21 protein-coding genes are annotated in these 24,782 nt (G+C 71.1%); 6 read left to right on the top strand and 15 right to left on the bottom strand.

The window, feature by feature from the left end:
• Positions 1–58 precede the first annotated feature (58 nt).
• The gene (locus D5H75_RS17205) at positions 59–565 is read left to right on the top strand and encodes a DinB family protein (protein ID WP_119927466.1); all 507 of its coding nucleotides are present in this window, start codon (positions 59–61) and stop codon (positions 563–565) included.
• A gap of 79 nt (positions 566–644) precedes the next feature.
• On the opposite strand, the gene D5H75_RS17200 is transcribed toward D5H75_RS17205, so the two are convergent.
• Both D5H75_RS17200 and D5H75_RS17195 read right to left on the bottom strand, forming a co-directional pair.
• Positions 645–1,598 (bottom strand): D-alanine--D-alanine ligase family protein, encoded by a 954-nt coding sequence (locus tag D5H75_RS17200; RefSeq protein WP_119927465.1) that lies wholly within the window; start codon positions 1,596–1,598, stop codon positions 645–647.
• Between the two features lie 30 nt (positions 1,599–1,628).
• Entirely contained in the window at positions 1,629–2,861 is a 1,233-nt protein-coding gene (locus D5H75_RS17195; RefSeq protein WP_206781958.1) for an aminotransferase-like domain-containing protein, read from the bottom strand.
• Between the two features lie 528 nt (positions 2,862–3,389).
• Between D5H75_RS17195 and D5H75_RS44755 the strand changes: the two genes are divergently transcribed.
• The gene (locus D5H75_RS44755; RefSeq protein ID WP_242454293.1) at positions 3,390–3,731 is read left to right on the top strand and encodes a hypothetical protein; all 342 of its coding nucleotides are present in this window, start codon (positions 3,390–3,392) and stop codon (positions 3,729–3,731) included.
• A 914-nt stretch (positions 3,732–4,645) separates the two neighbouring features.
• Here D5H75_RS44755 and trxA read toward each other — a convergent pair.
• The 9 genes from trxA to D5H75_RS17150 form a co-directional block, all read right to left on the bottom strand.
• Positions 4,646–4,969, bottom strand: a complete 324-nt coding sequence (trxA, locus tag D5H75_RS17185) for a thioredoxin (protein ID WP_119927462.1) — start codon at positions 4,967–4,969, stop codon at positions 4,646–4,648.
• Positions 4,970–5,051: 82 nt separating this feature from the next.
• Positions 5,052–5,996 (bottom strand): thioredoxin-disulfide reductase, encoded by a 945-nt coding sequence (gene trxB / locus D5H75_RS17180; protein WP_242454292.1) that lies wholly within the window; start codon positions 5,994–5,996, stop codon positions 5,052–5,054.
• Between the two features lie 282 nt (positions 5,997–6,278).
• Positions 6,279–6,410: a hypothetical protein gene (locus D5H75_RS44145; protein ID WP_277949951.1), complete on the bottom strand. Its 132-nt coding sequence runs from the start codon at positions 6,408–6,410 to the stop codon at positions 6,279–6,281.
• 66 nt (positions 6,411–6,476) lie between these two features.
• Positions 6,477–7,334: an anti-sigma factor family protein gene (locus tag D5H75_RS17175; RefSeq protein ID WP_202638234.1), complete on the bottom strand. Its 858-nt coding sequence runs from the start codon at positions 7,332–7,334 to the stop codon at positions 6,477–6,479.
• Positions 7,324–7,965 carry an RNA polymerase sigma factor SigM gene (sigM, locus tag D5H75_RS17170; protein WP_242454291.1) on the bottom strand — a complete coding sequence of 214 codons (642 nt, stop codon included), beginning with the start codon at positions 7,963–7,965 and terminating at the stop codon, positions 7,324–7,326. Before sigM ends, D5H75_RS17175 begins: the two co-directional genes overlap by 11 nt.
• Positions 7,966–7,981: 16 nt before the next feature.
• Entirely contained in the window at positions 7,982–9,478 is a 1,497-nt protein-coding gene (locus D5H75_RS17165) for a protein kinase family protein (RefSeq protein ID WP_119927459.1), read from the bottom strand.
• A 157-nt stretch (positions 9,479–9,635) separates the two neighbouring features.
• Positions 9,636–11,258, bottom strand: a complete 1,623-nt coding sequence (gene murJ, locus D5H75_RS17160) for a murein biosynthesis integral membrane protein MurJ (RefSeq protein WP_119927458.1) — start codon at positions 11,256–11,258, stop codon at positions 9,636–9,638.
• Positions 11,251–13,884: a DUF6049 family protein gene (locus D5H75_RS17155; protein ID WP_147425192.1), complete on the bottom strand. Its 2,634-nt coding sequence runs from the start codon at positions 13,882–13,884 to the stop codon at positions 11,251–11,253. Before D5H75_RS17155 ends, murJ begins: the two co-directional genes overlap by 8 nt.
• Before the next feature lie 118 nt (positions 13,885–14,002).
• A complete protein-coding gene (locus D5H75_RS17150; protein WP_119927456.1) occupies positions 14,003–14,506 on the bottom strand; it encodes an aminoacyl-tRNA deacylase in 504 nt (167 codons plus the stop codon).
• Between the two features lie 156 nt (positions 14,507–14,662).
• On the opposite strand from D5H75_RS17150, the gene D5H75_RS17145 reads away from it, so the two are divergent.
• On the top strand, positions 14,663–16,117 hold the full coding sequence (locus D5H75_RS17145) for a CCA tRNA nucleotidyltransferase (RefSeq protein WP_119927455.1): 1,455 nt from the start codon (positions 14,663–14,665) through the stop codon (positions 16,115–16,117).
• A gap of 214 nt (positions 16,118–16,331) precedes the next feature.
• On the opposite strand, the gene D5H75_RS17140 is transcribed toward D5H75_RS17145, so the two are convergent.
• Positions 16,332–16,976 (bottom strand): hypothetical protein, encoded by a 645-nt coding sequence (locus D5H75_RS17140; RefSeq protein WP_147425191.1) that lies wholly within the window; start codon positions 16,974–16,976, stop codon positions 16,332–16,334.
• A gap of 237 nt (positions 16,977–17,213) precedes the next feature.
• Complete coding sequence (locus tag D5H75_RS17135) at positions 17,214–18,509, bottom strand: MFS transporter (RefSeq protein ID WP_119927453.1); 1,296 nt, start codon at positions 18,507–18,509, stop codon at positions 17,214–17,216.
• Between the two features lie 126 nt (positions 18,510–18,635).
• On the opposite strand from D5H75_RS17135, the gene idi reads away from it, so the two are divergent.
• Entirely contained in the window at positions 18,636–19,328 is a 693-nt protein-coding gene (gene idi / locus D5H75_RS17130; RefSeq protein ID WP_119927452.1) for an isopentenyl-diphosphate Delta-isomerase, read from the top strand.
• Between the two features lie 247 nt (positions 19,329–19,575).
• Here idi and D5H75_RS17125 read toward each other — a convergent pair whose 3' ends face one another.
• Both D5H75_RS17125 and D5H75_RS17120 read right to left on the bottom strand, forming a co-directional pair.
• Complete coding sequence (locus D5H75_RS17125) at positions 19,576–20,655, bottom strand: inositol-3-phosphate synthase (RefSeq protein WP_119927451.1); 1,080 nt, start codon at positions 20,653–20,655, stop codon at positions 19,576–19,578.
• A gap of 62 nt (positions 20,656–20,717) precedes the next feature.
• Positions 20,718–21,422, bottom strand: a complete 705-nt coding sequence (locus tag D5H75_RS17120) for a PadR family transcriptional regulator (RefSeq protein WP_119927593.1) — start codon at positions 21,420–21,422, stop codon at positions 20,718–20,720.
• 154 nt (positions 21,423–21,576) lie between these two features.
• Between D5H75_RS17120 and D5H75_RS17115 the strand changes: the two genes are divergently transcribed.
• Both D5H75_RS17115 and D5H75_RS17105 read left to right on the top strand, forming a co-directional pair.
• The gene (locus D5H75_RS17115) at positions 21,577–21,975 is read left to right on the top strand and encodes a DUF5318 family protein (RefSeq protein ID WP_119927450.1); all 399 of its coding nucleotides are present in this window, start codon (positions 21,577–21,579) and stop codon (positions 21,973–21,975) included.
• Between the two features lie 108 nt (positions 21,976–22,083).
• Positions 22,084–24,774, top strand: coding sequence for a transglycosylase domain-containing protein (locus D5H75_RS17105; RefSeq protein WP_202638233.1), 2,691 nt, complete (start codon positions 22,084–22,086; stop codon positions 24,772–24,774).
• Positions 24,775–24,782 lie beyond the last annotated feature (8 nt).

Genomic DNA, 24,782 nt, shown 5'->3' with positions numbered 1-24,782 from the left:
CTCGTGCGCCTGGGCTTGGAGCGTATGCAGTGTCAGATCCTCTTGGAAGGAAGCGAAGATGAGTGTTGAACGAGTGTCCCCGCCCCTCGTCGGGGACGAGCGCGAGATGTTGCGGGCCTATCTCGACTTCCACCGGGCGACCCTGGCGATGAAGTGTGAGGGCCTGTCCGATGAGGAACTGCGGCGTCGTTCGATGCCGCCTTCCACACTGACCCTGCTCGGCCTGGTCCGGCACATGGCCGAGGTCGAACGCCACTGGTTCCGCCGCGTGATCAACAGGGAGGAAGTTCCGTTCGTCTGGTCGGACAAGGAGGACTTCCAGGAGGCCTACGACGCCAGTAACGCGACGCGAGCGGAGGCGTTCGAGGCCTGGCAGACAGAGACCGAGCACTCGCGCCGGATCGAGCGCGAGGCCGAGTCCCTCGACGTGACCGGCTACGTCCCCAAGTGGGAGTCGGACGTCTCCCTGCGTCTGGTGATGCTCCACCTCATCCATGAGTACGCCCGCCACAACGGGCACGCCGACTTCCTCCGCGAAGGCATCGACGGCACCGTGGGCGCCTGAACCGGTCACCCGTACGGCGGCAGCAACGCGAGAGGCCCATGTTTCACGTGAAACATGGGCCTCTTCGACTCCGCAGGGATCAGTTGAGGCGTCGAATGGCGGATTCGAGGAGCCCAAGGCAGAGGCCAGCCAGGTTGTGGCCGGCCGCCTCGACCGCCATGGGGAGGAGAGAGGTCTCCGTCATCCCCGGCGCGACGTTGACCTCAAGGAAGCGCGGCTGCCCGGCCGAATCCACGATGAGGTCCGTGCGGGAGATGTCGCGGAGGCCGAGCGCCTGGTGAGCGGTCACCGCCATCTCCGCACACGCGGCCGCGGCCTCGGGGCTGAGACGCGCCGGCGCGAAGAACTCCGTACGGCCCGCCGTGTAGCGGGCCGCGTAGTCGTAGGCGCCCCCGTCCGGGACGATCTCCACGGGAGGAAGAGCCTTCGGCCCGTCTCCGAGGTCGATCACGGAGACGGCGACCTCCACCCCGTCGACGTACTGCTCGATGAGCGCGGTGTCGCCGTACGCGAAGCAGCCGACCATGGCCGCGGGCAGCTCCTCCGCCGTGCGGACGACGGACGCCCCCAGCGCCGAGCCTCCCCGGGACGGCTTGACGAACAGCGGCAGGCCGAGCCGGGCCACGATGCGCGAGAGCACGGCGGCGGCTCCCAGGTCGTGGAAGGTCTCCTTGGGAAGGGTGATCGACTCAGGCGTGGACAGTCCCACTCCCCGCACCACGGCCTTCGCCGTGGGCTTGTCGAAGGCCACCCGGCACGCGTCCGGCCCGGCGCCGACGTACGGCACGTCCAGCAGTTCGAGGACCTCCCGGATCGCGCCGTCCTCGCCGCTCACGCCGTGCAGGGTGACGAAGACGGCGTCCGGCGGGTCGGCGAGGACGTACGGGACGAGATCGGCGTCGGCGTCTCGCATCTCGACCTCGACGCCTGTGGTGCGCAGTTCCTCGCAAACCCGGCGTCCGGAGCGGAGGGAGACCTCGCGCTCATACGACAGTCCTCCGGCCAGCACGAGGACACGGCCGAGATCGCTCATCCAGGGGCCTTTCAACAGGGAGTTTTACGCTCAGGCTAGGTCGGGACCCGGCGTGTCCACGCCGTCGCGGTCGGACCTGGAGCCCGTGCCGAACGTATCGCGAACGGCGAGTTCCTGCTCGATCACACCGGCGAGGCGCCGTACGCCCTCGCGGATGCGGTCGGGCTCGGGGTAGCAGTAGGACAACCGCATCTGCCGGGAGCCCTTGCCGTCGGCGAAGAAGCCGGTGCCGGGCACGTACGCGACGCGGGCGTTGACGGCACGCGGCAGCATCGCCTTGGAGTCGAGTCCCTCGGGCAGCGTCATCCAGACGAAGAAGCCGCCGGCGGGACGGGTCCAGGTGCAGCCCGCGGGCATGAGCGCCTCGAGCGAGCTGAGCATCGCGTCGCGTCGCTCGCTGTAGAGCTCGCGGAAGTCCTTGATCTGCTCACGCCAGGGCTGGGTGGTGAGGTACTGCCCGACGGCGAGCTGCGAGAACGCCGAGTGGCTGAGGACGGCCGACTCCATGGCCAGCACGAGTTTGTCGCGGAGCGCGTGCGGGGCGAGCGCCCAGCCGACCCGGAACCCGGGGGCGAGCGTCTTGGAGAACGAGCCGAGGTAGACCACGCCCTCGGGGTCGTCGGCGCGAAGCGCCCGCATGGTGTCGCCGTCGAAGCTGAGCAGCCCGTAGGGGTTGTCCTCGACGACGAGGACGCCCGCGCCGTTGCAGATCTCCAGGACGCGGCGGCGACGCGCCGCGCTGAGCGTCACGCCCGCGGGGTTCTGGAAGGTGGGGACGGTGTAGAGGAACTTCACCCGTCGCCCGGCCGCCCGCGCGGTGGTGATGGCCTCGGCGAGCGCCTCGGGGATCAGCCCCTCGGAGTCCATGGGGACGTGGACGACGTTGGCCTGGTAGGCGGCGAACGTGCCGAGCGCGCCGACGTACGAGGGGCCCTCGGCGAGCACGACGTCGCCCGGGTCGATGAAGATGCGGGTGACGAGGTCGAGCGCCTGCTGCGAGCCGACCGTGACGACCACGTCGTCCGGGCCGGCGTCGATGCCCTCCAGCCGCATGACCTCGCAGATCTGCTCGCGCAGATGCGGGTCGCCCTGGCCGGAGCCGTACTGCAGGGCCACGGGGCCGCGCCGCGACACGAGGTCCTGGACCAGCTCGCCGACGGTGTCGAGGGGGAGGGCGGTGACGTACGGCATGCCGCCTGCGAGGGACACGACCTCAGGCCGGGAGGCGACGGCGAAGAGAGCTCGGACCTCAGAGGCGACCATGCCGCGAGCACGAGCGGCGTACTGGTCGACGTACGCGTCGATGCGCGACCCTTGGGGCTGGCGAGTCTCTTCTTGACCGTAGGACACGGTCCACCTCCTGTTTTCGCCGGTGTTCCAGAGTACGGCAGCGCCGGGGCTGAGCCTCCGGCCACCCTGTCTGGGCTACGATGCCAGACTGGGAACGCCGTATTCGCGCGAATTCCGGCGATACCCGATTCCGCGCTGTCCGGTTCACGCCAAGGGGGCCTTGAGGTGTCGCGTCGGCTAGCGAACGTCACCCTGGACAACCTCGACGACCTGCCTCGCCGCTGCCGCCGCTGTGTCTTCTGGGAACTCGACCCCGTGGCCCGCGATCGTGCGGAGCAGGCGGGCGATCCGGGCCTGGAGAAGGAGGCGTGGATCTCCGCCACCCTTCTCGAATGGGGTAGCTGCGGGAAAATCGCCTATGTAGATGGTGTTCCAGCCGGTTTTGTTCTTTATGCTCCACCGCTGTATGTACCCAGGTCAGTGGCCTTTCCTACCAGTCCGGTGAGTGCTGACGCCGTCCTGCTGATGACCGCGCACATCCTCCCCGAGTTCGCGGGGGGAGGGCTGGGCCGCATGCTGGTCCAGGGCGTCGCCAAGGACCTGACCCGCCGCGGCGTACGTGCCATCGAGGCTTTCGGGGACCTCAAGTGGGAAGAGCCGGCCTGTGTGCTGCCCGCGGACTATCTCCTGGCGGTCGGTTTCAAGACCGTCCGCCCCCACCTCCGCTTCCCACGCCTCCGCCTGGAGCTCAAGAACGCCGTCTCCTGGCGTGAGGACGTCGAGGTAGCCCTGGAGCGCCTCCTCGGCTCAATGAGCCCCGAGCGCGCCCTCAGGCCCGTATAGCGGGATCTGCAAGCCGCGCGGCCTCCCGCCGCACATGTTTCACGTGAAACATCAAGCAGTGGGGACCTCCGTCGGCCTTGCTTGGCCGCGACTCGCTCAGCCCAAGGCGTTCCCGCCTGGCTGCTGCGGAGCACATCACCGAACGGCTGAAGCTAGCGGCACCGCACGATGTTTCACGTGAAACATCGCCGGCGATCGCCGTCATGGTCGCACTCCTGAGGTGTCCTCAAGGTCACCCGCAGGCGGACGCGCCCGCTCGCGCTCCAGGCAGCTAGCCGAGCGCCGATGTTTCACGTGAAACATCTGCCGTCCCATGCCCCTCGGACGGTCCACAAGCGAGGGAGGAGAGAGAGGCCCTCCATTCCATGCGCTGGACGCGACCTCGACCATTGCCTGGCACCTCGTGAGACGTCGGCTTCTCCCGGCACCTCACCAGGCATCGGCCTTCGCCTAGGGCCTCACCAGGCACTGGGGCCTCACGAGGCGCCGGCCTTCGCCTGGGGCCGCGTGAGACTCCGCTTGCCCCAGGCTGGAACTTCCTGCTCGGGGGCTGCTGACCGGTGTTGGAAGGCGGGGGTGGCCGGAAGCGGAGGTGGACCACAGGGCGCACCGGCTGCAGCAGGGGAGGGCGGCAAGGGAGAGGGCGGCAAGGGAGGCCCGTGATCACGAGGAGCGGTAGCCGGGACGGGCCGGACAGAGCCGCAGTGCGGATGGACAGCGGGGCGGGCATCCGCGGATGGGCGGCGGGACGGGCATCGCTGACGGGGCGGCGGGAAGGCCGGGTGCGGAGTCGCCGCCTGCCGCCTGCTGACTGTCGCCGCGGCCGGGCTCGTGAAAGGCAGAGGCCCCTCACCCCCGGTGGGGGGAGGGGCTGTTTCTCCGGCCGCGGGAGGCTGGAGGCGCCTGGGAGTGGGTCAGATGATGCCCTCGAGCTCGCGGAGGAGCATCGCCTTGGGCTTGGCGCCGATGATCTGCTTGACCACCTGGCCGTTCTTGAAGACGTTCATGGTGGGGATCTGGAGGACGCCGTAGGTGCGCGGCGCGTCCGGGTTCTCGTCGACGTTGAGCTTGACGATGGTCAGCTTGTCGGCGTACTCACCGGCGATCTCCTCCAGGACGGGCGCGACCTGGCGGCACGGGCCGCACCACTCCGCCCAGAAGTCGACCAGCACCGGCTTGTCGCTCTTCAGCACCTCGGCCTCGAAGGTGGCGTCGGTGACTACCTTGGTTGCGCCCACGGAAGTAACTCCCTTTTGCTGTGTCTTCTCTGGTTGGGGCCCCGGCCGGGCGGTGCAGTGCCGGGAGCCGGGGGGTGCGAGGTCAGAGTTCTTCGGCGCCGATGTCGGCCAGCCAGCGCTCGGCGTCGAGCGCGGCGGAGCAACCGGTGCCGGCGGCCGTGATCGCCTGGCGGTAGAGGTGGTCGACCACGTCGCCGCAGGCGAAGACGCCGGTGGCGTTGGTCGAGGTGGTCGGGTGCTTGACCTTCACGTAACCGTTCTCGTCCAGATCGATCTGGCCCTTGAACAGCTCGCTCCGGGGGTCGTGGCCGATCGCGATGAAGACACCGGTGACCGCGAGCTCGCTCTCCTCGCCGGTCTTGTGGTTGATCAGCTTCACGCCGGTGACCTTGTCCTCGCCGAGCACCTCGGTGATGGAGCTGTCCCACACGAACTTGATCTTGTCGTTGTGGAACGCGCGCTCCTGCATGATCGCGCTCGCCCGCAGGTGGTCACGCCGGTGAACGATCGTGACGGAGCGTGCGAAACGGGTCAGGAAGGTCGCTTCCTCCATCGCGGAGTCGCCACCGCCCACGACCACGATGTCCTGGTCGCGGAAGAAGAACCCGTCACAGGTGGCGCACCAGGACACGCCGTGGCCGGAGAGCCGCGACTCGCCGGGCACGCCCAGCTCGCGGTACTTCGATCCGGTGGCGATGATGACCGCCCGCGCGAAGTGCTCCTGGTCGCCGGTCTTGACGACCTTGGGGTACGCCTCCAGGTCGACCTCGGTGACGTCGTCGGCGACGAGCTGGGCCCCGAACCGCTCGGCCTGCTTGCGCAGGTTGTCCATGAGGTCCGGCCCCATGATGCCGTCGGGGAAGCCGGGGAAGTTCTCCACGTCGGTGGTGTTCATCAGCGCACCGCCCGCGGTGACCGACCCCTCGAAGACCAGCGGCTTCAGGGAGGCGCGTGCAGCATAGATCGCCGCCGTGTAGCCGGCGGGTCCCGATCCAATGATGATCACGTTGTGGACATCGTTGCTCACGCCGTTAGCCCTTCCCAGAAGATGCCGGTTTTCCCGCATGCCCACCGATTCGGGAGCCAGCCCCGAGTTCGGCAGTCGCGTCAACAGATCCTAGGCCGCCCGCATTCCCGCCGGTTCCCAACGACCCCAAACCCCCAGCCCGACCTGACAAAACCCGTCCCACGTCGCCACCCTGCCACCCCCGGCGCGCGAGCCCGCTTACGGTCTCCTCACGCTTCCGCCCACCGCTCCGCCGTACGGCTTCCGCCGCGCAAGACCGGGCGGCACACGTAACGTGCGGCATCACGCCGGGGCCGGAACGGCGGCCACAGCGCCCGGGCGCGAGCCGTACGCGAGCACGACGACCAGGATGGCCTCGGCGACGCCCGCCTTGACGGCACGCGGCGGCGCTCCCCTCGGCGGTGCCCATCTCACGCGTGAGGACCCTGGCGACGGCGGCGGGGAAGGCGAAAGCCCCGGTCCCGGACGGGACAGGGGCTGTTACCAGGTGACGCTGGCCCGCTTGAGGAGGTGAGTCTCCTCGGCCGAGCAGCGCTCGCCGACGACCCAGAGGTCGATCTTGCTGTCCCTGGTGGAGAACGTCATGATCGTCGCAGGCTCGCCCTCGAACCTCGCGCGGACGATCCGGGTCGGACGGCTCTGGGTCGTCTCCCTGACCCGCTGGATGCAGCTCAGAAGCCGGGCATCCGGGCCACTGCTGATCGCCTCGACGGTGGCGCTCTGCGGCGCCAGGTATCCGCCCACCTTGTTGGACAGCATGGCCGAGGTGAAGTTCTCGTCGCTGTCGGTGACGAGGTAGGGATTCTCCTGTCCCTCGTTCGTCCCGAACAGCTTGTCGCCGCTCCGCCCGGTGCTCTCGTCGGACGGCCGGACGGAACCACCGGCCACAGGAGGCTGCTTGGACGATCCGTCCGTCAGCAGCCCGCTGCTCACGATGCCCGTGCCCACCGCGACCACGGCGGCGGCGGCCGCGGCGAGGCCGAGGAGGCTTCGGCGGCGGCGGGAGACGGCGATGGTGCCGTCCGCGCGTACGACGCCGAGGGGGCCGGCGGCGGCCGTACGAGATGGCCCGTCGGTGCCCGTGGCGCGCTGGGGCTCCCGGAGGCGCTCGGCCTCGGCCTCCAGGGCGTGGTCCAGTCGCGCGATCACGTCCGCGGGCATGGGGGGCGTGGGGACCGCGGCCAGGACTGCTCGGACCGAGGTCAGGTCGGCGAGCCGCCCCCCGCAGTCCTCGCAGCTCACGAGGTGCTCGCGGATGCGATCGGCGGTGGCGTCGTCGAGTAGTCCCTCTGCCAGCAAGGCGAGGGTCTCCACGTCGTAGTGCGTTTCACCCGTCACGAAGTTCGGCTCCCTTCGGGGATGAGACGCCCGAGACGTCAGGGCGGTTCCGTAAATGCGCGAGAAAAGGGGCAAGTTTCGCCCGACCTCGGGCGCAGCGGCTCTTCACCGTGCCCGTGGGCACCTCCAGAACTCGGGCCGCCTCGTCCACGGAGTAACCCATCATGTCCACGAGGACGAGGGCGGCGCGCTGGTCGGGCGGCAGATGGCGCAGCGCGGCGGTCACCTCCATGGCGAGTTCGCGGTCGCCGGTCTGGTCGGGCATGGGGGAGTCTCGCTCGGCGGCCTCCACCAGCTCGTCGTCCGCGACCGGCCGCAGCGACTTGCGGCGCAGCCGGTCCAGGCAGGCGTTGACCACGATCCGGTGCAGCCAGGTGCTGACGGCCGCCTCGCCGCGGAAGCCGGCGGCCTTGCGGAAGGCGGAGACGAACGCGTCCTGTACGGCGTCGGCGGCCTCGTCCGGGTCGCCGAGGGTACGCAGCGCCACGGCCCACATCCGGTCGCGGTGACGGCGCACGATCTCGCTGAACGCGTCGGCGGCCCCGTCGATGTGCCGTTGGAGGAGCTCAGCGTCAGGCAGCGCGGCCAGCTCGTCCGCTGTGCCGCGCGGTGCCTCATATGGGGGTTTCACAAGGGAGGATTTCCGTCTATGCCGTTCCGGCGCCGTGTACCACTACCTCATAGATGGTGCCACGGAATCCGCCCCCGTCTGTCGGGAGCTTCGTGAACCAGATCACGACATAGCGCCCGGTGGCCTCCTTCTCGGGGGTCAGCGTGGTCTTGCCGGACGCGTTCTTGCCCTGCGCGACCGTGTCCATCGAGCCGTAGTCCTTGCTGTCCCCGACCTTGAGCTCGATGTCGGAGGCGCCGCCGAGGGTCACGTCGACGCTGCTGATCGACACGTTCTTGCCCATGTCGATGAGCAGGCCGGCGCCCTTCTTCAGGCGGCCGAACGCGGGGTCGTCCCGGTAGGAGGACGTGTGCCACTCGGTCCCCGCCTTGCCGTCGATGGCCAGCGGGGCGTACCGGGTGTTCTCATCCTTGTCATCCCCGAGCGGGTCGTATCCCTCGGCCCCCGCGGGCTTGAGCACGACGGGCGCGGAGGACGGCGTGGCCTTCCCGGCACCGGGGGGCACCTGCTGGCGCACCGGCGGGGTCGAGCCGATGTTGCGGCCGACCGTCCAGGCACCGATGCCGATCGCGACCATGAGCAGCACGACCACGACGGCGACCAGCGAGCGGCTGATCATGTTGGACTGTACGGCGGGCCGCGGCTGACGAGGCGGCGCGGCGGGCTGCCGGGGCGACGGAGCGGGGCGCGACTGCTCCCGCTCGCCGTTCTGGGGCTGCGTGTTGTCCACGGCGGGCGTGGCGGTGACGGCGAACGGCACCGGCGCGGGCCGGGGGATGTCGGCCAGAGCGTCGGCGACGTCGGCCGGGGTCGAGAGGGCGGGGCTGCGGACGCGGAGGGCGCGCCCCGCGATCACGTCGAGGTTGCCCGGCACCCCGGCCCTGACCTGGCGTGGCGTGCACAGCTTGCCGTCCACCGCGGGCGCGGGCGGCAGCCCGGTCTCCTCGTCGCCGGGCCAGTGCCCGGTCAGCGCGGCGTACAGCAGCCGGCCCAGGCCCTCGGCGTCCTCGCGGCCGGGGTCGTCGGAGGCGGCGCCGGTCAGCGCGGCCTCGACGCCGAGGCCGAGCAGCTTGACCGTGCCGCCGGAGGTCCACAGCAGGCAGCCGGGGGTCAGGCTCAGGTGCGGCAGGCCGGCCTGGTGCGCGCTGGCCAGGGCCTCCGCGGCCTCGGCGATCAGCGCGGCGGCGCGCTGCGGCTCCAGCGGCCCGCTCTCCAGCAGGTCCACGAGCGTGTCGCCGGTGACCCACTCGCTCACGACGTACGCCTGGCCGTCGTCGTCGGCGGCGTCGAAGACCTGGGTGAGGCGCGGGTCGGTGAGGCGGCTGGCCGCGCGGGCGGCGGTGACCACCTCGTTCACGCGGGGGAACCCCTCGGCGAAGGTGCGGACGGCGACGGGCCGGGCCAGCACCTCGTCGATGGCCTTCCACAGGGTGGAGCCGGAGGACTCGCTGACCCGGTCCTCAAGACGGAAGCGACCGGCAAGACGGGTGCCAGGCTCGACGAACGTGCTCATCTCAAAGTCCTGCCATCCGTCGACCGTGGCTCGGTGGATCCGCCCACGCCCCTCCTGCTCCAATGCACCGCTCGGCTCGCGCCCCATGCTAGTCGGACGCCGGGAGGCATGCCGTCAACAGATAGGACGTGCGAACCCCGGATCTGGTTTACCGGTATTACCTACCTGGACGTACCCGCCCAGTAACCAGCCCAACGATGGAACGCACCTCGGGGATACGCAACCAGTGCGCGATCGCGAGGTAAAGGGCTCCGCCGAGGCCCGCCCCGACCGCGATCACCGCCAGCGACACCGGGATCGTCATGCCGGTGGTGTTGGAGGCGAAGAAGAGCGAGAACAGCGCGATCGCGGCCATCGGCAGCGCGGCCAGGTGCATCCGGGTGATCGTGAACGCGACGTCCGGCCCGTCGAGGCCGCCGACCCGCCGCGCGGCGACCAGCCACGCCACGATCGACCCCACGAAGTAGGCGATCGAGAACGACAGGGCCAGGCCCATGACGGCGTACTCCGGGGGCAGCACGAGCGAGGCGACCAGGCCGAGCCCGGCGTTTAGCACGACGTTCAGCAGCCCGAGCGCGACCGGGGTGCGCGTGTCGCCGAGGCTGTAGAAGATCCGGAGCACGAGCTGGAAGATCGAGAACGGCACGAGCCCGATGGCGAACGCCTGGAGCACGGTGCCGAGGTAGTAGGCGCTCTGCGGCGAGGAGTTGCCGAAGGGGAAGACGACACTGGTGATCGCCGGGCCCAGCGAGACGAGCAGCAGCGCGGCCGGCACCAGCGCGGCGCTGACGAGCCGCACGCCTCCCGCGAACTCCTCGCGCAGCTCCTCGAATCGGCCCTCGTGGGCGTAGCCGCTCATCCTCGGCAGCAGCGCCGTGATCACGGACACGGCGATGACGCCGTAGGGGAGCTGGAAGAGGTTGTAGGCGTTGGCGTAGACGATCTGGCCGGCGTCGTAGGGGAGGTTCGCCTCGGCCGCCCGCACGCCCGCCCAGTTGGCGAGGTTGGTGATCGCCATGAAGCCGAGCTGGGTGATCCCGAGGTAGGCCAGGGTCCAGGAGCCCTTGCGGGCGATGTCGCCGATCCCGCTGTGGTTGAAGTCGAAGCGCGGCCGGAACCGGAACCCCACCCGCCGGAGCGTGATGACGAGCACGATCGACTGCACGACGATGCCCGCGGTGGTGCCGAGGCCGAGCAGCGCCAGCTCGTTGTCGCGCGCGCCCTCGGCCGAGCTGCCGCCGCCGATCGCGATGTAGATCACCGCGACCGCGATGACCACGAGGTTGTTGAGCACGGGGGCCCACATCGGGGCGGCGAACTTCTCCCGCACGTTGAGGTACGCCCCGGCCAGCGCGCCGACGCCGAAGAACGCGATCTGCGGCAGGATGAACCGCGCCAGCGTCGTCGCGACCTCGCGCTGCTCTTCGCGCCACGCGCTGCCGTACAGGCCGATGATGGGCCCGGCTAGCGCCACGGCGGCCACGCTCAGGCCGATCAGGATCAGCGTCACCAGCGTGAGCAGGCGCTGTTCGTAGGCCTCGCCGCCGTCGGGGTCGGTCTTGCGCGCGCGGACCACCATGGGGACCACGACGCTGCTGAGGAGACCACCGAGCAGCAGGTCGAACAGGATGACCGGGATGACCGTGGCGGTGCTGTACGCGTCGCCGAGGGCGCCCAGGCCGATGGCGGCGGCGATCACGGCCGTGCGGGCGAAGCCGGTGATCCTGGACATGAGCGTGCCGGCCATCATCACCGCGCCGGCGCGGAGGAGGTTACTCACGCGGCCTCCGTCCGCTCTCCGACACCCCGTCGGTGTTCTCCCCGGACGCGTGGCGCCCGCCCTCCGGCGCGGGCCCCCGCCCGGGGGCGCCGCGGTGATGTGAGCCTGGTTCAGCCATGCCGTTCGTATGACCACCTGTCATGGGCCGGGAGTCGGGCCACTGCCCGCCCGCTCGCGAACTGTCGGTTTCCGTCGCGCCCCCGGGCGCGGACCGGCGCCGCCCGCCGGGCTCCTCGCCGACCGGCGGCCAGACCTGCGGGTCCTCCACGGGGGGCCAGACCTGGGGATCTTCCACCGGGGGCCACACCTGCGGGTCCGGGCCCGCCGGCGCGTAGTTCCCCGGCCCCGCCGACGGCGCCGGAGGTACGGCTCGCGCGGGCCCTCCCGGCGCGGCGGGGGCGCCGGGCGGCGCGTACGGCTGCGCGCCCGGCGCTGCGGGCGCTGCGGGCGCGGGAGCCCCGGGCGCGGCCGCTCCCTGGGGGGCGTCCGGCATGGGGGCCGAGGGCGACTCGGGCTCGACCGGAGCCCCGGACTCGGTCGTGGCGGCGTCGCGCCTGCGGCGGAGGAACCGGGAGATCACGGCCAGCGCCATCACCGCGAGGGCGCCGCCGATGAGGAACAGGGCGATCGTGGTGTAGCCGGTGGCGGACAGGCGCAGGACGACGGGCTTGCCGTAACGCTGGCCCTCGGGGGTGAGGAGCTGGAGCGTGATCGGCGTCTCGCCGTTGGCGTAGGCCTTCAGCCGCACGTGGGCGGTGTGGCTGGCCTCGGCGGCGATCGTGATCTCGCGGGAGTCCTCGGTGACGCGGAGCCGGTGGGGGTTGGAGGAGGTCACCTTCAACTTCAGCCGCACGGGCTCCTTGTGCCGGTTGCTGATCGTGACGGGCACGGTGCCGTCGTTGCCGGCCAGCGTCGGCTTCTGCTTGTTGATGATCCGGACCTGCTCGGTGCGCGCGGTCACGGCGTCGGCGACGCGGTCGGCCACCGGTCGCACCCGCGTGTCGCCGCCGCGGCCTCGCCAGGCGGAGGAGGTCAGGCGCAGCAGGGCGCGGTCGAAGACGTGGGTGCCCTTGACGCTGACCGCGACCGTGCGGTCGGCGTCGGACCGCACGCGCTTGATCTGCGTCATGATCTTGCGGCTCAGTTCGTTCTGCGAGCTGTAGGCCAGGCCGGCCCGGGGGACGGGCTTGTAGTCCGCGGGCGGCTTGGTCAGCTCGTCCAGGCCCACCTGGCGCAGCCAGGGGGCGCTCGCGCTCGTCTTGAGCAGCTCGGTGAGGAACGCCGGCGAGGGGTTCCACCGGCGCGGGGGCGCGATGACGACCGAGCGGGAGATCGAGGGCTGCTCGCCGGTGAGCGTCGCGGTCTCGGCGAGGAAGCGCTGCAGGGCGAGCGCGGCCGTGCCCGGAGAGCGCGTGTCGCCGCCCACGGTCTGCGAGATCGCGCTGTCGGCCAGCAGCGCCTTGACCGGGCCCTGGACGCTCTGGAGCTGGGCGATCGAGTCCGGCGTGTGGTTCGGGGGCGTGGCCGGCGGCAGGACCGAGTCGTACAGCACGACGGTCTTCGCGCCGTTGACGGCGAGGACGTCGAGCGTGTCGAGGTCGAGGGCGCCGTCGGCGGGCCAGGCGGTGCCGGTGGCCGGGGGGCGGCCGAGCGCGGCGGTGGCGACCCGCTGCCCGTCGGAGACGGCCTGGGCGGCCATGCCGTCGAGCCCGTTGTGGGCGAGCGCGGCCATGTCCGGGTCGGCGTAGGGCGCGGCGATCACGTCGGAGGAGGCCGTGGCGCGCCGTACGGCGTCGAGCCAGGACGACGCGGCGGTGTTCGCCGGCTTCTGCTCGGCGTCGTCGCCCTCGCGCAGCGTGTGGGGCCGGGTCAGGGCCTGGGCGTCGTCGAGCAGGCCGGGATCGACGTACCAGGTCAGGGTCTTGGGCTTGGGCGCCTGGCCGGCCGCGCCGACCAGGTCGGACAGCCGCCCGCCGGAGGCGAGGTCGGCGGCGAGCCGGTCGTCGACGAAGTTGGCGTCGTCACCCCGGTGGGGCCGGTCGACCAGCGGCAGCAGCCAGGCCACGCGGGTCTTGGCGACCTTGTGGTCCTTCGGGAAGTACGTCAGGGACGTGCGCTGCACGGCGAGCTGGCGGCCGGCGGCGTCGACCAGCTCGACCGACAGCGGGTAGGCGCCGAAGCGCGAGATGCCGAGCTGCCGCGGCGTGATCGAGAGCGACCAGGTCAGGCGCTGGCCGGAACCGAGCCGGGCCACCGGGAAGTTGGGGGACCAGAGGACGGTGTCGAGCCGGCCCGCGCCGCGGACGTAGGCGTCGATCTCGCCACGGTCGAGGAACGGCCGGTTGGAGTAGCGGAGCCGGATCTGCGCGGTGGAGACGTCGGCCGCCCCGCCGGAGTTGGCCAGCGACCCCTTGACCGTGATCTGGGTCGTCGGCGTGTCCGGGACGTGCGGGGTCACGCTCTCGACCGCGAGCGCCGGCCCCTGCCGCGCGGAGACGGCGGAGAGGGCGGACGCGGAGGTGGCGGAGGCGGCCGAGGCGGACGCCTCAACCCGTCCCACGGCGGCCGGAGCCGCCGCCAGGACCGTGGCCGAGGCGGTGATCGAGAGCAGGAGGCGGCGGATCAAACCCGGGCCCCTGACATCCAACGCACGCCCTGAATGTTATGGGCTCTTGCCCCCGCTGTGCCCATCGTGGCGGCAGGCTGTGGACAACCGGCCGGCCTGTGGACGGTCCGATCCGGTCTCAGCCGCGCCCCCGTGACCCCTTGCGCGGCGGGGTCAGCTCGACGGGTTTGGCGCCGGTGAGGGTGAACAGGTCGAAGGCGCGAATGCCCAGCGCGGTGTGGGATTCGCCGGTCGCGCAGTAGACGACCTCGTCGGAGTAGAGGACGTCGAGGAGGCGCTGATCCATGACCAGGCTGACGTCCTCGGGGAGCAGCAGCGGGCCCACGAAGCTGGCGCTGTACTCCGTGGCCTCGTTGATCTCCGCGCACGAGGCGGCGCGGACCCGGCGAGCCCCCACGGCCGCGCCCACCGCCTCGGGAAGGGGGTTGGTCCCGGCGGGGGTCATCACCGCGATGAACTCCCGTCCCGTGGCGAACACGCCGACCGAGACGCAGCGTAAGGGCGGGATACCGAGCACTTTGGGCAGGTCGTCAGCGCACGTGAGGGGCCGCGGAAGCCGTACGATCTCGTGGTGTGCCTGCTGGGCGAGAAGCCAACGGTGGATCACGAGGGCGTCTTTCACTTGTGGTCGCTCCCTTGCGTGAACCGTGCCCCCGACGGATGCCTAGTCGATAAGTAACCTGGCGATGGCGCGCGTTGTATCCCCTCCGCGGGTACAGCAGAGGTGGCGTGGGAGTATCTGTTCCGTAACCGAAGGAATTACCCAGTTTTGCCTGAGTTGAACCATTCTGAGACGTCGAATCCGACCGAGCCGGGCGGGCCGACGGAGGCGCAGCGGAAGGCCGCGGCCGAGCTGCTGCGCCGGTCCGCGCCGATCGCCGACGAGCTCGGCCGCAGGTTCGCCGCGGCCGGGCACGAGCTCGCCCTGGTGGGCGGGCCGGTCCGCGACGTCTTCCTCGGCCGGAGCGGGAACGACCTCGACCTGACCACCGACGCGCACCCCGAGCGGGTCCTGACCCTCGTCGAGGGCTGGGCCGACGCCGTATGGAAGATCGGCATCGAGTTCGGCACGGTCGGCCTGCGCAAGGGCGGCCAGCAGCTCGAGATCACCACCTACCGCAGCGAGTCGTACGACCCCAAGTCGCGCAAGCCCGAGGTCAGGTACGGCGAGACGCTCGAGGACGACCTGGTCCGCCGCGACTTCACGGTGAACGCGATGGCCGCGCGGCTGCCCGGGTTCGAGCTGGTGGACCCCTTCGGCGGCCTCCGCGACATCTCCGCCAAGGTCCTCCGCACCCCGGGGACCCCGCAGCAGTCCTTCGACGACGACCCGCTGCGCATGATGCGCGCCGCGAGGTTCGCCTCCCAGCTCGGCTTCACCGTCGCGCCCGAGGTCGTGGACGCGATGACCGAGATGGCCGGCCGCATCGAGATCGTCTCGGCCGAGCGCGTGCGCGACGAGCTGTCCAAGCTCATCTGCGGCAGGCACCCGCGCGAGGGCCTGGAACTGCTCGTCCAGACGGGGCTGGCCGCCCACGTCCTGCCCGAGCTGCCCAAACTCCGGCTGGAGATCGACGAGCACCACCGCCACAAGGACGTGTACGAGCACACGCTGACCGTGCTCGACCAGGCCATCGCGCAGGAGGAGGACGGGCCCGACCTGGTGCTCCGCCTCGCCGCGCTGCTCCACGACGTCGGCAAGCCCAAGACCCGCCGCCACGAGCCCGGCGGGCGCGTCTCGTTCCACCACCACGAGGTCGTCGGCGCGTCGATGACCAAGGCCCGGCTCACCGCGCTCAGGTTCCCCAAGGACGTCGTGGCCGACGTGTCCCGCCTGGTGGAGCTGCACCTGCGCTTCCACGGGTACGGCAGCGGCGAGTGGACCGACTCCGCCGTCCGCCGGTACGTCCGCGACGCCGGCCACCTGCTCACCCGCCTCCACAAGCTCACCCGCGCCGACTGCACGACCCGCAACCGGCGCAAGGCCCAGCTCCTGTCGCGGACGTACGACGACCTCGAACACCGCATCGCCGAGCTGGCCAAGCAGGAGGAGATCGCCGCCGTGCGCCCCGAGCTGGACGGCAACGAGATCCAGTCCATCCTCGGCGTCCCCCCGGGCCCGGTGATCGGCCGCGCCTACAAGTTCCTCCTCGACCTCCGCCTCGACCACGGCCCCATCGGCAAGGAGGCCGCCGAACAGGCCCTCCGCACCTGGGCCCGCGAAAACCTCTGACCCCTTCCGGTACGGCGACGCGAGGCGGGGCACGCAGGCGCGCAGGCGTGCGCCCGGAGGCGCGAGCAGAGGGTAGAGGATGTCGCTCCCCGGGAGGGGTGGTGGTCCTCTCACGGGGGCGGGGCGCGGGGTCGCTCTTCAGGGGAGGGCGTCACTCAGAGGCGGGGGGCGCCGCGCCCGGCCAGGGAGCGGGCGGCGATGGGGCTTGACCGGGTCAGGTGAGGGTCAGGGCGAGGATGGCCAGGCCCAGGGTCAGGTCCAGGGCGGCGCAGAACTCGGACATGGTGCGGGTCACCACGGCCTGGCGGCGCCAGAGGAGGGCGTCCAGGGCGGCGTGGGCCATCAGGGCGGCGGCCACCAGGCAGGCGCCCAGGGTGGGGGAGAGGGCGAGCGCCAGCAGGGCGGCGCCGCCGAAGAGGGCCATGGCGGGGATCTGGGCGAGGGCCAGGCGCGGGCCGTGCCGCAGGCCGCTCACCAGGCCGACCACGGCGAGGGCGATCGCGGCGCCGACGAGGGCGGGCCAGGGGTCCGTCCCGCTCACCTTCAGCAGCGCCAGCGCGACGGTCGCCGCCGCGAACAGGATCCACACCACACCGGGCCGGCCCGCCACCGCCGTGCCCAGGTAGATGAGCGCGGCGATGAAGACGAGCACGCCCTGCTCGCGGCCGTCCTCCAGGTCCAGCGCCGACAGCGCCGCCAGCCCGAGCCCGAGCATCGTGGGCCAGCGGCGCCCCAGCCACGCCGCCGCCCGCCCGAGCCCGCCGCGCCCCGGCCGGGAGACGCCGGGCTCAAGGGAGACGTGCGAGAGGTCCTCAGGCGAGGCGGAGCGAGAAGCGGAAGTCACGGTCATATCGGTCATGCCCCGACTCTCGCCGCCCCGCCCGGGCCACTCCCAGCGTCCGCCCGCCCCATGTCCGGAATCCTGGCATGTCCGTCATATCCGACCCCTAAACCCCCATGGGGTACCGGTCGGGCCCGGGGAAACGGCCGGGAGACGACCGCGCCCGCCGTACCGGACGAGCCCGGAATCCACCGCGCCCGCCGTACCGGGTGATCCCGGAAGCGACCGCGCCCGCCGTACCGGAGGGGTGAGGACTCAGGCGGCGGTCACCGGGGAGTCGTGGCGCGCGGGGGCGCGGGACCACAGGCGGTAGACCGCGGCCGCGAGGGCGTAGCCCGCGACGAGCACGCCCACCACGAGGTACGACTTCCCGCTCTGCGGGAGCATCAGCGACACCACCGCCGCGGCCAGCACGAACGCCCCGTTGAAGAGCATGTCGTAGATCGAGAAGACGCGCCCCAGGTAGGCGTCGTCCACGTGCCGCTGCACGAGCGTGTCCGTGCAGATCTTCACGCTCTGCGTGCACACGCCCAGCAGGAACCCGGCCACCAGGAACGGGATCTCCGAGTACGTCGTGATCAGGGTGCCCGACACCACCGCCCCCGCCACGAGCAGCGAGGTGATCCACGTCTGCGTGCTCATGTGCCGCGTGGCGTAAGGCGTGACCAGCATCGCCGCGAAGAACCCCGCGCCCGAGGCGGCCGCCAGCGCCGCGAAGCCGCTCAGCCCGGCGTCGGTGGTGCTGAAGTAGTTCCGGTACAGCATGACCGCGCTCACGGTCAGCCCGCCGAACATGAACCGGCCCGCCGCCATCGCCCCGAGCGCCGCCGAGGCCTGCCGGCGCGACCACACGTGCCGCGCCCCCGCGACCAGCCCGACGACGACGTTGCGCAGGGCGTCGCGCGCGCCCGGCCGTTCGGGATCCTCGTCCGGCCCGAGCAGGTCGCGCGCCATCGTGCCCGCGACCAGCGACGTCGCGGCGTACAGCACGCCCGAGCACGCCAGCACCACGGCCGTGGCGTGGTCGCCCTGCCCGAGCGCCCACCCCAGCAGCAGCCCGGCGCCGGCGCCGACGAACGTGAGCACCGTGCCCGACGTCGGGGTCACCGAGTTCGCCACGAGCAGCCGCTCCGGCGACACCACGTGCGGCAGCCCCGCGCTCAACGCGGACAGGAAGAACCGGTTGACCCCGAGCACCCCCAGCGCCACCAGGTAGAACAACTCGTTGGGGGTGTCCAGCGCCACCAGCGCCGCCGCGAGGCCGAGCAGGCTCGCCCGGACCAGCGGCGCGATCATCAGGATCTGCCGCCGCGACCACCGGTCGATGAACACGCCCGCGAACGGCCCGACCACGCTGTACGGCAGCAGCAGCACGGCGAAGGCCATCGCGGCCTCGCTCGCCGAGGTCTGGCGCTCCGGCGAGAAGAACGCGTAACCCGTGACGGCGAACTGGAACACGCCGTCCGAGAACTGGGACACGAGCCGGGTGGCGAAAAGCCGGCGAAAGCCGCTTTCGCGGAGGACGGCGCGCAGATCGGAGGCGAAGGACACGGGATCAGGGTACGGCCGCGCCCCGCGATCTCGTATGGTCGGTCCGTGACAGATGAACCGTCGGTGACGGAGACTGAGCGAGCGGTGACGGAGGGCGGAGTGACCTCGGAGGCGGAGACTGAGAGGATGGCCGACCAGAGATCCGACGAGCGGTCCGGCCGGAAGCCCGGCGCGGAGTCCGGCCCCGAATCCGGCGCCCGGTCCGGCGCGGCGTCCGCCCCGGAGCCCTCCGTGGACTCCGGCGGGGTGGCCGAGCTGGTGATCCTCGTGGACGAGGCGGGCAACGCGATCGGCGTCGCCCCCAAGAGCGAGGTGCACGGCCGTCACACGCCGCTGCACCTGGCGTTCTCCAGCTACGTCTTCGACCGCGGCGGCCGCCTGCTGCTCACCCGCCGCGCCGACGAGAAGATCACCTGGCCCGGCGTCTGGACCAACTCCTGCTGCGGGCACCCGCTCCCCGGCGAGGACCCCGCCGAGGCCGTGGCCCGCCGCCTGGACTCCGAGCTGGGCCTGCGGGCCGAGCGCATCGACCTGGTGCTCCCGCGCTTCCGCTACCGCGCCGAGATGCCCAACGGCGTCGTCGAGCACGAGCTCTGCCCGGTCTACCGCGTGATCGTCAGCGGCGACCCCACCCCGAACCCGGCCGAGGTCGGCGCCTACCGCTGGGTCTCCTGGCCCGAGTTCGCCGCGTCCCCCGGGCCCGAGATCTCCCCCTGGTGCCGCGAGCAGCTCCCGGAACTGGCCGCCCTGGGCCCCGACCCGCTCACCTGGCCCACCGCCGACCCCTCCGCCCTCCCGCCCGCCGCCCGCCTCCGCTGACCCACCGCCCGCCCGCGCCCGCTCCCGCCGTACGCCACGGGCCCGCGCAGCCGCCGGCCGTACGGCAGGGACCCGCGCACGCGGGAGCCGTACGGCACGGGCCCGCGCACACCGGAGCCGTACGGCGGGAGCGGGGCGCGGCGCCGGCCGTGCGGAGACGTCCGGGAACGCGAGACGCGCGAGGCGAGGGGGAACCTCGCGCTCGCGCGTCTCACGAAGCGGCCGGGAGCGGGGCCCCGGCGCGGGGTCAGCGCTCGTTCTCGCCGCGGATGAACCTCTCGACGGCCTCGCGGGCCTCGTCGTCGGAGTACTGCACCGGCGGCGACTTCATGAAGTACGACGCGGGCGACAGGATCGGGCCGCCGATCCCGCGGTCCTTGGCGATCTTCGCGGCGCGCACGGCGTCGATGATGATGCCCGCGGAGTTGGGGGAGTCCCAGACCTCCAGCTTGTACTCCAGGTTCAGCGGGGTGTCGCCGAAGGAGCGGCCCTCCAGGCGGACGTAGGCCCACTTGCGGTCGTCCAGCCACGGCACGTGGTCGGACGGGCCGATGTGCACGGCGGCCTTGCCCATCTCGTGCGGGATCTGCGAGGTGACCGACTGCGTCTTGGAGATCTTCTTGGACTGGAGGCGCGAGCGCTCCAGCATGTTCATGAAGTCCATGTTGCCGCCGAAGTTGAGCTGGTACGTGCGCAGCAGCTCGACGCCGCGGTCCTCGAACAGCTTGGCCATGACGCGGTGCGTGATGGTCGCGCCGACCTGCGACTTGATGTCGTCACCGATGATCGGCACGCCGGCCTCGGTGAACTTGGCGGCCCACTCGGGGTCGGAGGCGATGAAGACCGGGAGCGCGTTGACGAAGGCGACCTTCGCGTCGATCGCGCACTGCGCGTAGAAGCGGTCGGCCTCCTCCGAGCCCACGGGCAGGTAGGACACCAGCACGTCGGCCTTGGTGTCCTTGAGCACCTGGACGACGTCCACCGGCTGCTCGTCGGACTCCTCGATGATCTCGCGGTAGTACTCACCGAGGCCGTCGTACGTCGGGCCGCGCTGGACCGTGACGCCCAGCGGGGGCACGTCGCAGATCTTGATCGTGTTGTTCTCGGAGGCGACGATCGCCTCGGACAGGTCGCGGCCGACCTTCTTGGCGTCCACGTCGAACGCCGCGACGAACTCCACGTCGCCCACGTGGTAGTCGCCGAACTTGACGTGCATCAGGCCTGGCACCCGACTCGCCGGGTCGGCGTCCCGGTAGTAGTGGACGCCCTGCACCAGCGATGCCGCGCAGTTGCCGACACCGACGATGGCTACGCGCACCGAACCCATCGCACTCGCTCCTTCGTTTTCATGGTTTATCTCTGAGAACCGAGAGGCCGGCGGCCGGCCAGTCACCCGGCTCCTGGTTCCTTGCCGCCGCCGTGGTCCGCGTTCCCGCGTCCACCGGCGGTCTCGTCCGTTCCGCGCCGTGGGGCCTCCCGCTCCGCGCCGCTCCGCCGTACGGCGTCGCCGCGGGGCGCGGCGGGGCCGTGCCCGTCCGGGTCGCCGCGGCGCTCGGTGGCGATCAGCTCGTTGAGCCAGCGCACCTCGCGCTCGACGGATTCCAGGCCGTGGCGCTGGAGTTCGAGGGTGTAGCTGTCGAGGCGTTCGGCGGTGCGGGCCAGGGCCGTCCGCACGGCTTCCAGGCGCTCCTCCAGCCGGCTGCGGCGTCCTTCGAGGATGCGCAGCCGTACCTCGGCCTCGGTGTGCCGGAAGAACGCGAAGTGGACACCGAAGCTCTCGTCCTCCCAGGAGGCGGGGCCGGCCTGGGTCAGGAGGTCCTGGAGGCGTTCCTTGCCGTCCGCCGTGAGCTTGTAGACGATCTTCGATCGCCGGCTCGCGAGCGCGGTGACGTCCGGTTCCTCCGGGGTGTCCGCGACAATTAGCCCGTCTTCTACCAATTGCCGCAAACAGGGGTATAGAGACCCGTAAGAGAACGCCCGGAACATGCCGAGCAGGGAGTTGAGGCGCTTGCGCAGCTCGTAGCCGTGCATCGGCGCCTCGTGGAGAAGGCCGAGAACGGCCAGTTCGAGGACACCGCCCCTGCTCCTGCTCATTCCGACCTCCTCCTCCCAGTCGTATGTCTCCACTCGATGTATCGACTCGATACATCACCAAGATACGTCGGCTCGTCATAGGCGGGCAAGGCGGGGGGTGGAAGAGCCGGGTGAGGGCTTGGGAAGCCCGGTGATGCGTCGTACTCTGACTGCCATGTGGTCCCAGAGGTCGGTCGTGGACTACGGCCTGGCGAAGAGGGCGGCGCTCGCGTCGCTCTCCTCCGGGCGCGTGACCACGACGGATCTCTGCGACGCTCATCCGTATCTGCTTCGGGCGGCCAAACACCACGGAGAGCCGACCGACAGGCAGTGCCCCGTGTGCCGCCGGCGCAAGGTCACGCACGTCACCTACGTCTACGGGTCCGAACTCGGCAGATGTGAAGGTCGTGTGAAGATGACCGCGGAACTCGTCGAGATGGCTCGCGAATATGGAGAATTCCGGGTCTACGTCGTCGAGGTCTGCCAGGGTTGTGCCTGGAACCACCTGACGGTCTCGTACGTCCTCGGGACGGGCGAGCCCGGTGACCGCGGGAGGCGGGCAGCCGGGAAGTAGCCGACGACGACGTCGCGCTGGCCGTCGGGAGGACACACGCCTCACCCGCCTGTCAGTACTGTCGTAGCCGACGTAGACCGAGAACGCCGCATGACTGAACGAGGACGCGTGAGTTACAGCACGAACCGCGGCCGGGAGGAATACCCCGGCCGCTCCGACTCCGGTCGCCACGGCCGCACCGACGGCGACCGGGCCGCGAGGCTGACCCGCCCCGCGGAGGGGGGATCCGCCGAGGGCCGCGCGAGCCGCCGGCTGGAGGGCCGCCGCCCCGAAGGGCGGCGCCGGGCCCCGGGAGGCGGAGAGCGTCCAGGCCGCCGCGCGCGTGAGCAGGAGACCGGGGCGGTCTTCGGCGACCCGTCCGAGACGATGGCGATCGGCGGCATGCGCGAGCCGGGCGGCCGGCGCGCCGCGGGCGGTCCCGGCGGGCCCGCCGGTCCAGGCGGCGGCCACGGCGGGCGCGGAGGCCGCGGGCGTCGCGGCCGCGGCGGCGGGGGCGGCGACGACGGCGACGGCCGCTTCGACGGCTCCCACGGGTTCGAGGACGACGAGAAGCCCAGGAAGACCGGCTGGCGGCGGTTCGTCCCCTCCTGGAAGATCCTCGTCGCGGTCTTCACCATCGGCTTCGTCGCCGTGGGCGTGCTCCTCGCCGTCATGTACTCCATGACCCCGCTGCCCAGCGACTCCCAGGCCCAGGCCTCGGCGACGGCGCGCGGCAGCGTCATCTACTACAACGACGGCAAGAAGGTGCTGGCCAGGCTCGGCACCAAGCGCACGCCGATCAACCTGACCAAGGACGTGCCCAAGCACGTGCAGGACGCCGTGCTGGCCGCCGAGAACCGCGGGTTCCGCGAGGAGCCCGGCATCTCCGTGCGCGGCATGACCCGGGCCCTGTGGAGCGCGGTGACCGGCGGCGAGGTCACCGGCGCCTCCACGATCACCCAGCAGGTCGCCCGCAACTACTACGAGGGCCTGAGCCAGGAGCGCGCGCTCAGCCGGAAGATCAAGGAGATCTTCATCGCGATCAAGATGGACCAGGAGAAGAGCAAGGACGACATCCTCGAGCTCTACCTGAACACCATCTACTTCGGCCGCGGCGCGTACGGCATCGAGGCCGCCTCGCAGGCGTTCTTCAAGAAGTCGGTCAGGAAGCTCACCGTCGAGGAGGCGGCCTACATCGCCGGCCGCATCCAGAACCCGGTGGCCTTCGACAACGCCGAGGCCAAGGGCAACTACGCGCCCACCGAGGGGCGCTTCCACTACGTCATCAAGGGCCTGGCCACGATGGACCCGGCGACGTACGGCAAGTACGTCAGCACGTCCAGCGGTCAGACCGAGAGCGTCGCCAAGTTCGCCAAGCCCAAGAAGAACGAGGTCCGCAACTACTTCAAGGGCACCACCGGCTACATGGTGGACCTCGTGCTCCGCGAGCTGAAGGAGAAGCAGAACCTCTCCCGCGACGAGATCGACCGCGGCGGCTACAGCATCACCTCCACGTTCGACCCGGACATGATGAACGCGGCCAAGAGGGCCGTGGAGGGCAAGGTCAAGCAGTTCGGGAAGGGCGTGCAGGCCAGCCTCGCCGCGGTGGACCCCAAGAACGGCCGGGTCCTGGCGTTCTACGGCGGGCCCGACTACCTGAAGAAGCCGTGGAACGTGTCCTTCGACGCCCGCAAGCAGGCGGCGTCGGCGTTCAAGCCGTACGTCCTGGCGGCGTGGCTGGACAACGGCTGGAGCCTGAACAGCTACCTCGACGGCAACAACCCGGTCAAGCTGGAGGGCACCAACCCGATCTGGAACGCCGGTCGCAAGTCGTGGGGCTCGATCGACGTGACGAAGGCGACCGCGAACTCGGTCAACTCGGTGTTCGCCAAGATGGGCGAGGCCGTGGGCCTGGACAAGGTCGTCAAGATCGCCTCGGAGGCGGGGCTGGACGAGTCCCGGCTCAAGGACGCCGAGGGCCGGCACAGGTACCTCATCACCATCGGCAGCGCCGAGGTCAGCGCGGCCGAGCAGGCCACCGGCTACGCCGCCTTCGCCAACGAGGGCAAGCACTACGACCGGCACGTCGTGATCGAGGTCAAGCAGCTCGCGACCAAGGCCAGGATCTACCGCGAGAAGAGGGCCTTCAAGCAGGTCTTCTCGCCCGAGGTCGCCGCCGACGCGACGTACGCCATGCAGCAGGTGGTCAAGGCCGGCACCGGCACCAACGCCGCGCTCGCCGACCGGCCCGTCGCCGGCAAGACCGGTACGAACAACGAGTCCAAGGAAGCCTGGTTCGTCGGGTACACCCCGCAGCTCTCCACGGCCGTCGGGATGTACAAGGAGATCAAGGACAAGAAGGGCCAGGTCAAGGAGGTCCCGCTGCCCGGCGACATCGGCGGCGGCGCCGTACCCGCGATGATCTGGCGTGACTTCATGGCCGAGGCGCTGAAGGGCAAGCCGGTCGAGCAGTTCCCCGACCCGGCCCGGGTCGGCGACCAGCACGACCTCGCGCCCAAGCCGAAGCCGACCCCCACGGTCGAGCCGACCGACTCGCCGGAGGACACCCTCCCGACCCAGCCGCCGCAGAACGACGACGGGCAGTGCGAGAACTGGCCGTTCTGCGACAACGAGGGCGGTCCGGACGACGACGAGGGCGGTAACGGAAACCCGGACGGTCCTGGCGACCCCGGCGATCCGGGTAATCCCGGCGATCCCGGCCCGGGCAACCCCGGCGGGCCCAACGATCCCGGCCCGGGTAGCGAAAAGCAGAACAATCCCTGGTTCTACCCTGACTCGCGCTCGCGCGACGGCTCGTGATCGGGGAT

It is taken from the genome of Bailinhaonella thermotolerans, from assembly GCF_003594875.1.
Taxonomy (GTDB): Bacteria; Actinomycetota; Actinomycetes; order Streptosporangiales; family Streptosporangiaceae; genus Bailinhaonella; species Bailinhaonella thermotolerans.
The sequence above is the reverse complement of the archived record's forward strand: the minus strand, read 5'-3'. Positions and strand labels throughout refer to the sequence as shown.